Annotated in this window: 12 protein-coding genes; 4 read left to right on the forward strand and 8 right to left on the reverse strand. The window is 53.8% G+C overall.

Annotated elements, in window-relative coordinates; translation table 11 throughout:
- Positions 1 to 1,220: 1,220 nt before the first annotated feature.
- The gene (locus ACYVGU_RS18525) at positions 1,221 to 4,436 is read left to right on the forward strand and encodes a SusC/RagA family TonB-linked outer membrane protein (protein WP_460623263.1); all 3,216 of its coding nucleotides are present in this window, start codon (positions 1,221 to 1,223) and stop codon (positions 4,434 to 4,436) included.
- Positions 4,437 to 4,448: 12 nt separating this feature from the next.
- A complete protein-coding gene (locus tag ACYVGU_RS18530; RefSeq protein WP_460623264.1) occupies positions 4,449 to 5,897 on the forward strand; it encodes a RagB/SusD family nutrient uptake outer membrane protein in 1,449 nt (482 codons plus the stop codon).
- 74 nt (positions 5,898 to 5,971) lie between these two features.
- Here ACYVGU_RS18530 and prfB read toward each other — a convergent pair.
- From prfB to ACYVGU_RS18570, 8 genes are all read right to left on the reverse strand, one after another.
- Positions 5,972 to 7,049 (reverse strand): peptide chain release factor 2 gene (gene prfB / locus ACYVGU_RS18535; protein ID WP_460623265.1). Its coding sequence is split into 2 segments (ribosomal slippage): positions 5,972 to 6,988 and positions 6,990 to 7,049, totalling 1,077 coding nucleotides; the frame shifts between segments, so codons are not numbered across the junction.
- A 137-nt stretch (positions 7,050 to 7,186) separates the two neighbouring features.
- The gene (locus ACYVGU_RS18540; protein ID WP_460623266.1) at positions 7,187 to 8,251 is read right to left on the reverse strand and encodes a branched-chain amino acid transaminase; all 1,065 of its coding nucleotides are present in this window, start codon (positions 8,249 to 8,251) and stop codon (positions 7,187 to 7,189) included.
- Positions 8,252 to 8,426: 175 nt separating this feature from the next.
- On the reverse strand, positions 8,427 to 8,975 hold the full coding sequence (locus ACYVGU_RS18545; protein WP_460623267.1) for a cob(I)yrinic acid a,c-diamide adenosyltransferase: 549 nt from the start codon (positions 8,973 to 8,975) through the stop codon (positions 8,427 to 8,429).
- A 95-nt stretch (positions 8,976 to 9,070) separates the two neighbouring features.
- Positions 9,071 to 9,793: an ABC transporter ATP-binding protein gene (locus tag ACYVGU_RS18550; protein WP_460623268.1), complete on the reverse strand. Its 723-nt coding sequence runs from the start codon at positions 9,791 to 9,793 to the stop codon at positions 9,071 to 9,073.
- Positions 9,794 to 9,809: 16 nt separating this feature from the next.
- Positions 9,810 to 12,899, reverse strand: coding sequence for a tetratricopeptide repeat protein (locus tag ACYVGU_RS18555; RefSeq protein ID WP_460623269.1), 3,090 nt, complete (start codon positions 12,897 to 12,899; stop codon positions 9,810 to 9,812).
- A 6-nt stretch (positions 12,900 to 12,905) separates the two neighbouring features.
- Complete coding sequence (gene gatC, locus ACYVGU_RS18560) at positions 12,906 to 13,193, reverse strand: Asp-tRNA(Asn)/Glu-tRNA(Gln) amidotransferase subunit GatC (RefSeq protein ID WP_460623270.1); 288 nt, start codon at positions 13,191 to 13,193, stop codon at positions 12,906 to 12,908.
- Between the two features lie 27 nt (positions 13,194 to 13,220).
- On the reverse strand, positions 13,221 to 14,060 hold the full coding sequence (locus ACYVGU_RS18565; protein ID WP_460623271.1) for a lysophospholipid acyltransferase family protein: 840 nt from the start codon (positions 14,058 to 14,060) through the stop codon (positions 13,221 to 13,223).
- Positions 14,061 to 14,129: 69 nt separating this feature from the next.
- Entirely contained in the window at positions 14,130 to 14,702 is a 573-nt protein-coding gene (locus ACYVGU_RS18570; protein ID WP_460623273.1) for an NUDIX hydrolase, read from the reverse strand.
- A gap of 429 nt (positions 14,703 to 15,131) precedes the next feature.
- On the opposite strand from ACYVGU_RS18570, the gene ACYVGU_RS18575 reads away from it, so the two are divergent.
- A complete protein-coding gene (locus ACYVGU_RS18575; RefSeq protein WP_460623274.1) occupies positions 15,132 to 15,374 on the forward strand; it encodes a hypothetical protein in 243 nt (80 codons plus the stop codon).
- Positions 15,375 to 15,531: 157 nt separating this feature from the next.
- Positions 15,532 to 16,107, forward strand: coding sequence for a ribonuclease HII (locus ACYVGU_RS18580; RefSeq protein ID WP_460623275.1), 576 nt, complete (start codon positions 15,532 to 15,534; stop codon positions 16,105 to 16,107).
- The last annotated feature ends 10 nt before the right edge of the window (positions 16,108 to 16,117 follow it).

Consider the following 16,117-nt stretch of genomic DNA (forward strand, 5'->3'; position numbering starts at 1 on the left):
TTCAGCTTGATTTTGAACTTGTTTGATATGTTACATAATTTAACTTAGCTTACTGCACGTTGCTATACAAATTTCCTTCTTATGGTTTCACACTTGTTAACAGAAGCAAGAATGTATAATGCTAATGCGTAGTGCATTACCAAATAGTAGCAGGCATTAAGAATTTCAGCCGATAACTCAGTCGGCTAGACTTGAAGTTATGTAAGGTAAATGATATTAAAAATAAATTAATATTTAATATAAGCAATTGTCATTGGATGCGCAGTTCTTTAAATAGTGTATGGTCTAAACAGAATATGTTCTTGCGTTATATATAATTAGTATTTAGAGTAGATTCATTAGTCTTTATGTCATGTTTTATATAATATATAGTATATATAGAGCAATTGTAAGACCGTGCACTATTAACTAAGTAATGTGTTACTCAAATTGTACACTGATATCTAAGTAAGTACTAACAAGATGAACACCAATAATTCAAGATTAATGGTGTACTAGCAAACGGCTACTAATCCTCTATTGTCAAGCCTATATACAGATGCTTATTGTGGAGCATGCACATTGCTTGAGGCGGCCAGAGCAGCAGCACTTGACAACTTACTAGGCTCTTGGAATCAGTCAACTCCTCTTGTAGGCTAAAAGCATATATAATATCAACATAAAGAGTAGTATCTGGCTTGGCTACATACTGCTAAGTAACCTTGTAGTTAATACCTAAGAAGAATCAATAGGTGGGTTTGAGACCATTACTGGCCTAGTGCAGGGTACTTATGCTAGTGTGGAGACTATACTTGCTGCGTATTTGGCTCCTCTGCTACTGTTATCTAGAGCTGGGTATTCTTATTTTGCGAAAAAAAAGCGGTATATTAAGCCAGTATAGTTAAGTGAAGATCCTGCTTTAGTTGGATTGTAAGCTCAATACCCTGTTTTGATATGAGCACTTACTATAGCGAATGACGAAGTACAGAAGAAGGCAGGGTAGGCAGAGAGGATATGGAGTAGGGGAGAGGTCTTAATCATACATCTACGATGACAAAGCTAATTTGACTTTGCTTCCTATAGGTGGCTAGTAGATGAAGCCTATATGAGAAGAGGGAGAAAGCCCTGTTGCGTTGCCAACTTCTGATGATATATAGGAGAGTAATTTAATTTTTTTCAGTTTTGAGCAGTAAATCCTAACTTGGAGCTCAGTTTCAATTCACCAAACTCTTTTCACTCACATGCGGAAAATTTTATTGACGGCGGCTCTGACCGCGCCCGTACTGTTGCAGCAGGCGGCCGCACAGAACCGGCAAGTCTCCGGACGAGTTACAGACCGTACTACAGGTCAGGGACTTCCGGGGGTTACGGTTCTCGCAAAGGGTACTAATAATGGGGTGTCGACGAATGCAGATGGTACTTACACACTATCCGTACCGTCTTCAGCTACTACCCTAACCTTCACCTCTATCGGCTTTGTATCGGTAGAGCGTGCAATCGGCGATGCTTCCTCCATTGACATTGGACTGGCTCCCGACACCAAGCAGCTGGGCGAAGTTGTAGTAACCGCCCAAAACGTAGAAAGAACCCGCAACTCGCTGCCATACTCGGCAACGCAGGTTGAGGGTGAAAGCATTACCAAGGCTCGTAACCCCAACTTCATCAACGGCCTGTCAGGTAAGGTTGCTGGTGTGAACGTTCGCCAAAGCAACACGCTGGGTGGATCAACTAACGTATTGATCCGCGGTACCAAGTCTATCTCGCGCAATAACCAGCCTCTGTTTGTTGTGGATGGTGTTCCGATCAGCAATGCCAACACGAACTCTGCCGATCAGCAGACTGGTCGTGGTGGTTATGACTATGGTAACGCTGCTGCTGACATCAACCCTGATGACATTGCTTCAACGACGATACTGAAAGGTGCTGCCGCTACGGCTCTGTACGGTGAGCGTGCTGCCAACGGTGTAATTCTGATTACTACCAAGAAAGGCCGGAAAGGCTTGGGTGTAACCATTAACTTGGGGGCTACCGCCGGTCGTATCGACAAGAAGACCTTTATTAAGTATCAGGATCAGTATGGTGCCGGTTACGGCCGCTATTATGAAGACGAGAGCGGCTTCTTCCTGTCCCGCGACATCGACGGCGATGGTACAGATGACCTGGTAACGCCTTTGTCAGAAGATGCTTCTTATGGCGCTCGTTTCGATCCAAATTTGAACGTGTACCAGTGGGATTCTTTCGATCCTACTTCGCCAACCTACCGGAAGGCTACGCCTTGGGTAGCTGCGAAGAACGGCCCAGAAGAATTCTTCAAGACGGCTGTTACGCTCAACAATAGCATTTCTATTGATGGTGGTAACGATAATGGCTACTTCAAACTGGGCTACAACAACATCCGCGACAAGGGTGTTCTGGAGAACAGCGAAGTAAACAAGAACATCGTCAATTTCGCTGGTTCGCTGAACCTAACCCCTAAACTGACTACCTCGGCTTCCATCAACTACACCCGTGTAGATGGCAAAGGCCGCTACGGTACTGGCTACGGCGATGGTAACGTAATGACGAACTTCCGCCAGTGGTGGCAGACGAACGTTGACCTGAAGGAGCAGAAAGCTGCTTATGAGCGCACCGGTCAGAACAAGACGTACAACTACTCTGATCCAGACGATCTAAGCCCAATCTACTGGAACAACCCATACTGGGTACGTTATAAGAACTACGAGACCGATAGCCGCAACCGCTTCTTCGGTAACGTAGCCGCTACGTATAAAGTAGCCGACTGGTTTAACATCCTGGGTCGCGTAACTTCTGACTCGTACGACGAAATTCAGGAAGAACGTAACGCTATTGGTAGCGTTGGCTTATCGAGCTACAGCCGTTTCAACCGTACCGCGCGTGAATATAACTACGACCTGATCGGTAACTTCAACAAGGACATTACCGAGACGTTCAACGTGAAGGCTCTGATCGGTAGTAACTTACGTCGTGTCTACGAAAGCTCTGTTTTCTCGGCTACGAACGGTGGCTTGGTTGTACCTGAGCTATACGCCTTGTCTAACTCGGTAAGTGATCCGCTGCCTGCAACGGAAAACGAAACCAAGGTTGCTGTAGATGGTGTTTTTGCCAGCGTTACGTTGGGCTTCCGGGACATGCTGTTCCTAGACCTGACGGCTCGCCGCGATAAGTCTACTACGCTGCCTTCTGCAAACAACACCTTCTACTATCCCTCTATTGCCGGTGGTTTCGTGTTCTCGGAATTGCTGAAGGACGTGCAGTGGCTCTCATATGGTAAAGTTCGTGCTAACTACGCCGAAGTAGGATCTGGTGCAAACGCTTTGTCTGTAAACGATGTGTACACGAAAGTGTCAACCTTCAACGGCACCGCTCTTTACTCTGTTCCGGGCACGAAAAACAACCCTGATCTAAAGCCTGAGCGCACAAAGAGCGCCGAAGCGGGTTTGGAGATGAACTTTCTTCAGAGCCGCCTTGGCTTTGACCTGACAGCATATCAGTTGAATACTGTTGACCAGATCATTGCAGTTGCTCTTTCTACGGCCACTGGTTACAGCCAGCGTTTCGTAAACTCGGGTGAGGTTCGGAACCGTGGTATCGAGCTATCGGCTTTCGTAACTCCAGTGAAAAACGAAAACTTCACCTGGACCTTGAATGCCAACTGGACTCGTAACCGAAACAAAATCCTTTCGCTCTACGAAGGTGTTGACAACATTGTATTGGCCAACTACCAGGGTGGTGTGAGCTCCAACGCAACGGTAGGTGAAGCCTTCGGCTCAATCCGCGGCGGGGACTTTGTTTACCTGAACGGTGAAAAGGTGGTAGGTGCTAACGGTTACTATGCGCAGACGGCAACAGTTAACAATGTGATTGGCAACCCTAACCCAGATTGGACGGGTGGTGTATCAAACACGGTGAGCTACAAAGGCGTGTCGTTGTACTTCCTTGTTGACATCCGCCAGGGTGGTGACATCTTCTCGCTGGACCGTTATTATGGCCTAGCTACAGGTATGACTCCTGAAACGGCTCAGCTTAATGATTTGGGTAACCCATCGCGTAACACAATTGCCAATGGTGGTGGTGTAATTCTGCCAGGTGTACTTGCTGATGGTACTCCTAACGCACGTCGGGTAAGCAATACCAACTACGGCCTGTATGGTTACTTGCGTAATCCTGCATCTGCATTCGTATACGATGCCAGCTTTGTGAAGCTACGTGAGGTGTCTCTGACCTACTCGTTGCCTACTACCATTGCCTCGAAAATCGGTGGCGTGAAAGGCATTGATTTCTCGTTGGTAGGTCGTAACCTGTGGATTATTTCCAAAAACCTCCCGGACGCTGACCCAGAGGATGCATTGAGCTCGGGCAACCTGGGCCAAGGCTATTCTTCGGGATCTTTCCCAGCCGTACGGACGTTTGGTGGTAATATCCGCTTTAGCTTCTAATTACTTCTAGAAATGAAAAAATCGCTTCTTTACATCCTGCCAGCGCTGGTACTAGCTACCTCCTGCGTTGAGACCTTGGATGATTATAATGTTGACCCTAAGCGCCCACAGTCTGGCCAAGTACCTGGCCCTACTCTGGTTTCGAGCGCTGAACTAGCTTTGGCTCGCACGGTAGTTAGCCCAAGCGTAAACCTTAACCCTTTCCGCCTGTACACGCAGTATTGGGCTGAGACTACCTACTTCGACGAGAGCATCTACGATATCAAGACCCGCAATATCAATGGTGGGTTCTGGACGTCGATCTACCGCGACGTGCTGCGCGACTTGCAAGAGGCCAAAACGATTATCTCGGCCAATAACGATCCGTTGTTTGACCCGGCAGCAAAGGCTAATCAGCTTGCCTCTATTGAGGTGCTGGAGGTGTATGCGTGGGCAACGCTCGTGGACACATTTGGTGATGTGCCTTATTCGGAGGCGCTGGACTTTTTGAAGGCACCTAAGTATGATGACGATGCCGCCATCTATACCGACCTGATTGCTCGTCTGGATGCCGCTATCGCGAAATTTGATGAAGGTGCAGGCTCTCTAGACCAAGCTGATCTGTTATATGGTCAGGGGCGTGGAGGAGTTGAAGGTTTCGTAAAGTTTGCCAACTCGCTAAAACTGCGTCTTGCCTTGACTATTGCTGACAAGGATCCAACTACGGCAGCGAAAATGGTTAGTGAAGTGAAAGGCAAGCTTATCTCCTCTAACGAGGAAAATGCTATAGTTTCCTTCCAGTCTTCTAACCCAAACACGAACCCTCTGTTTGAACAGTTGGTGCAGAGTGGCCGGAATGACTTTGTTGGAGCCAACACCTTCATCAACAAGCTGAATGAGTTGAAAGACCCTCGTATCGACAACTACTTCAAGCTAGCGAAAGATGGTACCTTCAAAGGTGGTGTGTATGGCACCAGCAACAACTACGCTACTTTCTCAGCTCCAGGTACAGAGCAGGAGAACGCTACTCACCCAGGCACTCTCCTTTCTTATGCTCAAGTTGAGTTTCTACTAGCAGAAGCCGTTGAGCGTGGATTTGATGTAGGGGGAGGAACTGCTGAGTCGCATTACAATGCAGCTGTTACGGCTTCTATCCTTGAGTGGGGTGGAACGGAGACAGAAGCTGCTGCCTACTTGGCTCAGCCATCTGTTAAGTACACAACTGCTGCTGGGGACTACAAGCAGAAGATTGGTGTTCAGAAGTGGATTGCTCTGTATGATCAGCCTGTTGATTCATTCAGAGAGTACCGTCGTCTGGACTCGCCTACGTTAACGGCTCCTGCTGGTGCTCTGTCGGCTTTGCCGAAGCGCTTCCCATATCCAGTTGTTGAGCAGAACCTGAACGCTACGAATAACACCGCCGCTGCCGCCGCAATTGGTGGTGACAACGTTGAGACTCGTGTGTTCTGGGATGTGAAATAACCCTTCACAGAACAAACCTAAAAAGGGCTGCCAATTTTGGCAGCCCTTTTTTGTGTCTTGGTACTAACAAAATCCTAGTTCTGCATCAGGTAAGCTTTGATGTATTCCTCCAGATCACCGTCCAGCACGTTCTGCACGTCGGTGCGTTCTACTCCGGTGCGTAGGTCTTTGATAAGCTTGTATGGGTGCAACACGTAGTTCCGGATTTGGGAGCCGAAGTCGATACGCTTTTTGCCGGCCTCCACTACAGCCCTAGCCTCATTGCGCTTATCAAGTTCCAGTTGGTACAGCCTGGACTTAAGCATACGCAACGCATGCTCTTTGTTCATGAGCTGGCTGCGCTCAATCTGGACGGCAATGATGATGCCCGAGGGCGCGTGGGTGAGGCGTACGGCAGTTTCTACCTTGTTTACGTTCTGCCCCCCAGCACCACCTGCCCGGTAGGTATCCCAGGTTATGTCGCTAGGGTTTATTTGGATGTTAATCGTGTCATCAACCACAGGGTAGGCAAACACGGAGGCAAACGAGGTATGCCGGCGGCCGCTGCTATCGAAGGGGGAGATGCGCACCAAACGATGCACGCCGATTTCGCTTTTTAGGTAGCCGTAGGCAAATGGCCCGGTTATCTCCAAAGAAGCTGACTTGATACCAGCGCCTTCTCCCGGCTGATAGTTGACCTGGCGCACGGTGAAGCCTTGCTTTTCGCCCCACATGATATACATGCGCATAAGCATCTCGGCCCAATCCTGGCTTTCGGTACCACCGGCCCCGGGATTGATGTCGATAATGGCAGAAAGCTGGTCTTCTTCATCAGACAGCATGCGCTTAAACTCGAGGCGCTCCACAGCCTGCTGAGCTGTGTTAAACTCACGCTGCATCTCATCCTCGGCAACGTCGCCTTCGCGATAGAAGTCATAGAGTACCTCAACGTCGCCGAGTAGCTTTTCAACCGCTTCGTATTCATCTGTCCAGACTTTAATGGACTTGATGTCTCGCATTACGGCCTCGGCTTTCTTAGAGTCATCCCAGAAGCCGGGGGCTGTGGTTTGTTGTTCGGTCTCTACGACCTGGGCTTTACGGGCATCGTAGTCAAAGATACCTCCTCAGGGCCTCAGCGCGGCCCTTCAATTCCTTCACCTGGTCGTGGGTCATGGGAAAGGTTAAAAGTGAAAATATGTGTGGCTCAAAGGTCGGCAAAAGAAAACAGCCGACTCATATAAGAGCCGGCTGTTTCGGGTTTAAGGCAAAGAAAGACCTAGTAAAATGGGCTTCTATTACGTATATCTTGTTTACACGCGCACCATCCAGCCGTGCGTGTCAGGCGCTTCGCCGCTGCGGATGGCAGCAAGCGCTGCAGATACCCGGTGCGAGAAAGCATCAGCAGCAGGAGTAGGAAGGGAGTAATCGTGGCCTTGGTAGCCAATTACGGAGATAGGCGCGATTGTAGCGGCAGTACCCACGCCAAAAGCTTCCTCTAGAGTGCCATTTGCCTGAGCGGCCATTATCTCAACGGCCGATACCTTGCGCTCTTCAACCGGAATACCCCAGTCTTGGGCCAGCTGGAGCACGCTGCGGCGGGTAATGCCATCCAGAATGGACGTGCTGAGCGCTGGCGTGATAACACGACCATTAATCACGAAAACGGCATTCATGGTGCCAGATTCTTCTACATATTTATGCTCTGAAGCATCGGTCCAGATGAGCTGATTGTAGCCTTCCTGCTGGGCCACTTTGGTGGGGTACATGGCCGCGCCGTAGTTACCGGCATTTTTAGCGTAGCCAGCGCCGCCTTCCGCCGAGCGTACGTACTTCTCTTCGAAGCGCACACGCAGGGGCTTATTGTAGTACAGGCCTACCGGGCACGTGATGATCATGAAACGGTAAGAGTTGGAGGGACGCACACCCAAGAAGCCATCCGTAGCAAACATGAAGGGCCGGATGTACAGCGCACTGCCAGCAAAGTTGGGTACCCACTCGTTATCAAGCCGAATGAGCTGGCTTAGTCCCTGCATAAAAATCTCCTCCGGTATGGTGGGCATGCACATGCGCTCAGCCGAAAGGTTTAGCCGGTTCAGGTTATCGTAGGGGCGGAAAATGAAGACCTCATCCTGCTGATTTTTGTAGGCTTTCATGCCTTCAAAAATAGCCTGACCATAGTGCAGTGCAGAGTTGGCCGGGCTTACCGACATGTCGCCGTACGGTACAATCTGGGGCTCCTGCCATTCGCCATCATGGTAGTCGACTACCAGCATATGGTCGGAGAAGGCCTTGCCGAATTCCAGCGTGTCGAAGTCTACTTCCGCGCGGCGCGAGGTAGTAGTACGCTGGGTGTTGATGGTGAGCGTGTCAAGCATAGGGAGTGGGGTGGGGAAAAGGGTAACTGGGACACAGCAGGTAGAGGCCTCTAAAAACGGAAGTGAGGCTACACCAGTTGTGCTGGAGTGGGTGGGACGAGAAGGTGATAAGAGCGGTTAAGTAAAGGTGCAGAATTTCTTCCGAACACTTGTTAGTCTGGCGTAACTGCCGCAGCTACATGCGAGGTTCCCACTTCACTTCTTCCGCCTGAAGCTCATGAGCCATCTGGCGGCTGAGCACAAAAAGGAAGTCGGAAAGGCGGTTCAGGTACACGATGACCAAGTCGGCTACGAAGGAATCTTCGCGGAGCTGGATTACCAGCCGCTCGGCCCGGCGGCATACGCACCGGGCTACGTGAGCAAAGGAAACGGACTGATGACCACCAGGAAGCACAAAAACCCGCAGTTCCGGCAGCGTTTCATTCATGCGGTCCATTTCCTGTTCCAGCAGGGTAATGTCCTGCTCGTGCAAATCCGGAATCTTCATCTTCGACTTTTCCGGGTCGGAAGCCAATGAAGCGCCAATGGTAAACAGCCGGTCCTGGATTTCCTTGAGCAGGTCCCGGCGCTTGGCATTTACTTCTTGGTCGCGCACTAGGCCCAAGTAGGAGTTTAACTCATCAACGGTGCCGTAGCAATCGATACGAAGGCTGGACTTTGGAACGCGCGTGCCGCCAATAAGCGAGGTGAGACCTTTGTCGCCGGTTTTGGTATAGATCTTCAACTGGAAAAGGAAGAAAAAGTGGGCAGAAAGATCTACTACCAACCAAGCGCCTTAGTTGTTAGATGCAAGCCTCCATTTATAGCGCCTGGGTAGCTTTAATGACTTTCTACTGGCTGATAGCTAGCCAGATCTGTATTCACCACATCGGACTCCACCAGGCCATCGCGCAACCGGACAATGCGGTGCGCGTGGCGGGCAATGTCCTCTTCGTGCGTTACCATAATGATGGTATTGCCGCGGACGTACAAGGCCTCAAAAAGGTCCATTATCTCGTGGCTGGTGCGAGTATCGAGGGCGCCGGTAGGCTCGTCGGCCAGGATAATGCTGGGGTTATTGACGAGGGCACGGGCAATGGCCACGCGCTGGCGCTGTCCACCGCTTAGCTCGTTGGGCTTGTGCAAAGCACGGTCGGCGAGGCCTACGCTGCGCAAGGCTTCACGGGCCAACTCTTGCCGTTCGCTTTTGCCATAGCCCGCATAAATCAGGGGCAGGGCTACATTATCGAGGGCAGTGGCCCGGGGCAGCAGGTTAAACGACTGGAATACGAACCCAATCTCGCGGTTGCGCACATCGGCCAACTGGTTGTCGGTCATGTTGCTGACGTCCTTGCCATTGAGGATGTAGCGGCCACCCGAAGGCGTATCCAGACACCCTACAATGTTCATGAGGGTTGACTTGCCGGAGCCCGATGGACCCATAAAGGCTACGTACTCACCGCGCTGGATAGTAATAGTTACTGATTGCAGCGCGTGGATTTCCTCTGCCCCCATCCGGTAGACCTTGGAAATATCGGTAGTTTCTATAACAGGAGGCAGCATAACCAGAATACCGGGGTTAGTTCCAGGGAGCAGCGGACGCTACACGCGACGCCCGCCGCGTTTCGTACTCTTTACGAAAGGTAGCGTAATCTGCGGGGGAAAGCAATGCCCCTAGGTGCTCAAGCGGCGTAGAGGCATATTCGGTTAGGCCCACCGGAATGGCAGCCAGCACATACGCCTTCAATAACACCACCGACTCCGGGTTGTAATCGATGCCGCGGAGCAAAGTGTTGTAAGCCGCCGGAAAGTCGCGGCGGCGGGTATGGAAGTTGGCGGCGGCTACCAGGCCGGTTTCCACGAATGGGGCTTCACGCACGAGCTGGTCGTAGAGACGAGCGGCATCTTGGGGTTGCTTGGCTGCTTCAGCTAGGGCCGCCCGGAAGTAAAGCCGGTAAAACACATCGAAGCCCGTGAAGCTGGCATTATCTACCAATTTCTGGAGTTGCGGCCACTGCTGCTGTTGCACCAGTAGCTCGCCCCGCCGCACGTTCCAGGCTGAGGCCACAGAGCCTGGAGCCGTTGGAGCCGGTGCGAATTGCTGTACTACACCTTGTGCGGCCGTGAACTCTCCGGCCTGAATAGCGCGGGGCAGTTGGGCCAGCAGCGCCGTTTCGCGCAGGGCCGGGGTTGTAATGGTTTGGGCCGAAGGCAGGAGTTCTTTGGCTGGCAACTCGTCGCCGCGAAGTACCAGATAGTCGGTACGGAGCGAGTCGGGAGCTTGGGCATATTCGGTGCGCAACTCTGGCGACAATACCGCTGACAAGCGCCGTGCGGCCCGGAATGCGCTTTGCTCGGAGCCTGCCAGCACCTGCCGAATGACGCGCTGGGCTGAATCGGGGCGGTTGCTGAGGGCGAGGGCGTAAGCAGCCGGTAGTGCGGCAGTGGTGGCCCCATTCTGCCGGGCCTCGTTGAGGCGGCTGGCGGCCGGAGCAGGCAGGTGCTGATCCAGAAGCCACAAGCCTTGCAGCTGTTGGTAATAGGCAGTAGTGGGGCCTGAGCCGGTAGCAAGGGGTAGTAGCGTGGTTTGGGCCGCTACCGGGCGGCCACCATAATGCTGCGTGTACGCCTGCAAAAACGTCAGCTGATCATGAAAGTCGCTGTTGGCGGCGCGCTGGTTCAGGTGCTTAAGTAGAGGTGCGTAGGTAGTGTCAGCAGCCGGTTTACTGCCTTTCGCATGCACCCGAAAGAGGGCCGCATGGTACAGATGCGCAAACTGGGCCGGCGTGAGGTCGGTACTAGGTGCTGGTTGCGGCCAAACCGGCGTAGCAGTACCGGTTGGGCCCAGATGATATGCTAGCAACATATTACTGGCCAAGGCATCATCTGAAGTAGTGGAGGCCTTTTGCATAAACTCCGAAACGGAGCCAAGCTGAGGGTCTCGCAGTAAGAAAGCCAGCCGATTGGCCTGCAGAACCGCGCTGTTGGGAGCTGCTGCTTCGGCGCGCTCCTGATAAAACTCTACGGAATCAGTGACGGTGGAGCGGCTGTACAACTGGGCCATATCGCCGTTGAGGCGGGCGCTGCCGGGCGCTGCTTTCAGGGCATCGCGCAGCACGGCCAGGCGGTCGAAAAAATCGCGGGGCTCGTTGTACAGCGCGGCCAACCGCAACGATACTTTTTCGGAAGGGCGACGGCTGAGCGCCCGGCGTAGAATGTTGATTTCGTTTTGGCGCTGCAGGCGGAAGCGGTAAAGCGCCGCCCGGCCCAGGCTGGCTTTGTGGTTGTGCTGATCCAATACGTCGCTTTCGGCGTAGTAGCGCTCGGCTAGCAAGGCCTGCGAAAGGTCATCGGGCTGCAGCTCGCTTTGCAAGCGGGCTAGGTCGCCGAGGTTGTTGTAGTAGCCCGCGCGCACCTGGTCTACTATCGAAAAGTTGTTGCGCAGCAATACCAAGCCCAGCAGTACAATCCCGAGGGTGTACATGGCATAGAAGGGCAGCCGGCGCGGCTCGTAGGCTACCCGGTATACCGGCAGTTTCTTGCGTAGCAAGGGCCCGAAGTTCAGCAGTACATACAGCAGAAACGCCACGCCCACGCACAGAAACGCCAGCGCCGTGAAGTCGCGGCTGGCCATGAGCAGCGGGTCGTTGGCAGTGGCCAGCGCGTAACCCAGCGCCGCCGCGGCAAATACTACCAGCACCGGATACAGGTAGCGCATACCGGTGTGGTAACTAACCCAAGGGCCATAAGTCGCCGCCCGACGCTTCAGGCCAAACCAGCTAATGAGCACAGCCGGCAGCAACAGCACCAAGGGGTCGAGGTGCCAGCCCGGGAAAAGCAGCACCTCGCCGTTGTTCCAGTAATACAGAAACAGCGTGCCCAAATACAGGCCACTAGCCAGCAAAAACGGGAAAAGCCCGAAGCGACCCGCCGGCGAATCAGACTGCGTGTTCAGCCAGAGCAAGCCGTACACGTTCTCAAACGCCACCCACAGCACCAGCAAAACCACCGCCACTGCCCCGGCCATGGTTACAAACGCGGTTAGGTGCAGCGCCGTTACCTCCGCCTGATTGGGGTTCAGTCCGAAAAGCAGCGCGCCCATCGACAGCACCAGTACGCCAAACAGCAGAATGCGCTGACTGATCGGTACTTCGGGCCGGAAAGCGTGTAGATAATATGCTGGCAGACCCAGCACGGCCAGCGTCAGAATCAGAAAGTACTGCTGGCTTGCATCAAATATCCCCAACAAGTCCGCATTCAAGGACATGAGCAGGAAGATGACCAGTGCCATGCCGGCCACGAAAAAGGGTCGCGTTAGTCCGCTCACTACCGCCAGGAAATATGCCAGCGCTACCCCCAGCAAACCCAGAAAGGCAAACGCAGCTTCGGTCCGCAGGAAGGGGCCGGCTACATCATGCGTTTGGGTGATGAGGTAGCCGTTGGCTTGCACAGGCAGCCTGGTAAGGCCAACCGCTACCTCACCAACAGTCAGGGGAACGGGAGCCAGCTGCGCTACCGGTTGGGCTGGCAGTACAGCGTCATCGGCAGTAAAATAATGCCAGCCAGCCAAGCCCAGGGCCAACACGGCACAGGTCAGCAACAGAAACAGCAGGCCATGACGACCAGGGTTGGGCCGGGCCGCGGGGGTATTAGGAACGGAAGTGGACACCAGCAGTTATTCCAGCACTTTGGGTACGCGGAAGTAATCAGAGTCTTTGCGCGGCGCATTGCTCAGGCCAGCCTGGTGGCTTACTGAGTTGTGGGCCTCATCGGGGCGCATCACGTTTACTTCCTGCGAAAGGTGCACCAGGGGTTCTACATCGGTGGTATCCAGCTGGCGCAGCTGGTCAACCCAATCCAAAATCTTGTTCAGGTCGCCGAGCATCTGCTGCTCTTTGGTGTCGTCGAATTCCAGGCGGGCCAGGTGGGCCAGGCCGCGGAGGGTAGCTAGGTCGGTGCTCAAGGGTAAGGCGTTATAAAAAGATGATACTTAGGAATTGGACGAGGCCAGCTCCGTTTCTTTGGTTTCCGGCGAGGCCGGTTTGCCCGGAACGAAGCGGCGCCAGGAGCTAGCCTCCGGAATGCCGCCGCCATCGGGCAGAAACCCACTGGCAATAGCATCGTGGGCCTGCTGACGAACACTAGGTGCATCGGCGGCAGTAAGGCCAGTGGTTGGAATAGGCTCGTGCAGGGTAATGGCTAGGGGCGAATACCGCACCCGCAGGCCTGCAACATCGGGCATGAAGCGGTGGTTCAGCGGCATGGTCACTGGCACGATGGGCACGCCCATGGCAATGGCCAGCTGAAAGGCACCATCCTTGAACGGCTCCATCTGCACGCCTGGCGTCTTGGATATCTTACCTTCCGGAAAGATAACCACCGAGCGACCCGCTTCCAGGGTACGCCTAGCCTGCACCATGGCCCGGCCCCGGCTCACGGCACTGTCGCGGTCGACGGTGATGTAGGCGCGGCCGAAGATAGGGCCCCACAGCGGCACCTTGGCTAGGGAGCTTTTGCCCATGATATTCAGCCAGCCCGGAATAGTGCGGAACAGCAGCGGAATATCAATGTAGGAGCTGTGGTTAGCCACGTACACGCACGGCTGGCTGGCAGGCAAGGGGTTTTTCCAGACGGTTTTGACCGGTACGGCCCACATCCGGATGAACAGCTTGCTCCAGTACCGGTTCAGGTTGTGCAGGTGGCGGTGCCCCCAGGGCTGCTTGCTCAGCAGCCACTGCACCGGATACATCAGCACGAAGGGCGCCACAAACCAGAACGTAGCCCAGGTGGTGTACAGGCGATGGCCAAGAAAGCGGAGCAGGCGCGACATACACGCAAAAGTAGCGCTAATGAAAGGAACCGCCGAAACCCGGCGAGTGGTACTGGCACTTTGGCCCGGCTACACCCCTAGTAAACGAGCCGCTTTCAACAGGCCCGCCACACTGATGGCATCCGTAATGCGGTTGTCCATGATGAGCTGCACGGCCTCAGCAAGCGGTAGCTTCCAGATATGCAGTTCCTCGGTTTCTTCCGGCTCTAGTTCGCCTTGCTCCAGGTCTTGGGCCAGGAACACAAAGCCTTCCTCATCGGTAACCGAGTTGGAGGTGTGCAGGCGCATGATGTTGGTCCAGCGGCGGGCAAGCAGGCCGGTTTCCTCACGTAGCTCCCGCTGCGCCGATTCCAGAATATCCAGCTCCACGGGGCCGCCACCCATCGGAATTTCCCAGCTGTATTCGCTCAGGGTGTAGCGGTACTGGCCCACCAACCAGGTATTGCCCTCGGCATCAACCGGCACAATGCCTAGTGCCTTGTTTTTCATTGAGACTACCCCGTAAATGCCTGGGTTGCCGGCGGGGTTGATGATTTGGTCTTGCCGCACCCGGATCCAGGGGTTTTGATAAACTATTTCCGAGCCCAGCGTTTGCCAGGGGTTGCGGGTTTCATCAAGGTTCGGGTCGGGAGTGGCTGCCATTGGGTAGTTAAGTAAAGAAGCATCAGGGCTGTAAAGGTATAGCGCCGGCTGCAGTTTGCGGGGCAAGATAAGCGCCCCGCCGTTGGATTCGCCTGATTGACCGGGCCTGGTAAGCAGTTGGTCCAATAATGCCGCGCTGGCCTGCCTCATCCTATATCTTTGACTTACTAATTATTCAGCGCGCGTCAGGGTTAATGGAAAGGAAGACTCTCACCGCGTAGTGTTGCCACCGGCAAAAGGAGTAGGGTGGATGAATGAAATTTGCCGGCCAATGCGACGGAAAAGGCCGCTACCTCGGGTAGCGGCTTTTTTATTTTCCGGCGGGCGCAAAGGCGGAATCCTGTAAGCAGCCGAAGCCAACCTCTACCATGAGTGGTGCGTACGAGACCTTACACAGCTGTTCACTTCCCGGCTGTTGCCTTATTATTTATGGCTAACCAACCCAAAAAGCAAGCTTCTCAGCCCCAGGAAGGGGATCCGCTATTCAACTTAAAACACGCCCAGGCTGAAATGGAGCTGGCACAGAAAACCGGCGGCCTCGGCCCAACCTCTAACGTATACACCACCAACGATGAAGACGAGGCCCTGGACGAAGGCCCCCGTGATAAGCAAGGTTTCCGTCGGGGAGAATCATCCGGCCCCGAAACCGGCTCTACTGCTGGCAGTCACTAGCCTGATTTATCCGGCCTAAGCGCCGGAAAACCATAGAAAAGCCTCCGCGGGTGCTACGGCCACCGCGGAGGCTTTTCCCGTCTTTAAGGTATTTTACTAGGTGTTCACTTAGCCTAAAGTGGTGCCCTATTGCAGGCGGAGCTGTAGTTTTGTGGCTATGCTACTTGTTTCACATACGGGCGAACCGCTGGAAGCCGGCCTCGATGAAGCCGGGCGAGGCTGCCTGGCCGGGCCGGTGTTTGCCGCCGCCGTTATCTTGCCGCCCGATTTCGCGCCCCGCTACCTCAACGACTCCAAGCAGATGACGGCTAAGCGCCGAGACCAGGTGCGCGAAGAAATATGCCGTGAGGCCGTAGCCTGGGCGGTAGCAGAGGCATCACCGGAGGAAATTGCCAGCATCAATATTGCGCAGGCCAGCTACCTGGCTATGCACCGCGCTGCCGCGCAACTACAGCCGCAACCCACACACTTGCTTGTCGATGGTAACCGGTTTCGGGCGCACGCCACGCTGCCACACACCTGCATTATTGGGGGCGACGGTATTTACCGCAGCATTGCGGCTGCCTCGGTGCTGGCCAAAACCTTTCGGGATGAGCGCATGAGTGCGCTGGCTCAAACGTTTCCGGAATATGGCTGGGAGCAGAACGCAGGCTACCCGACCGCAAAACACCGAGCTGCTATTCGGGAATTTGGGCCCACAGAACACCATCGCCTAGGATTCCGGCTACTTTAAGGCCTAGCGT

The organism is Hymenobacter tenuis (assembly GCF_054780495.1).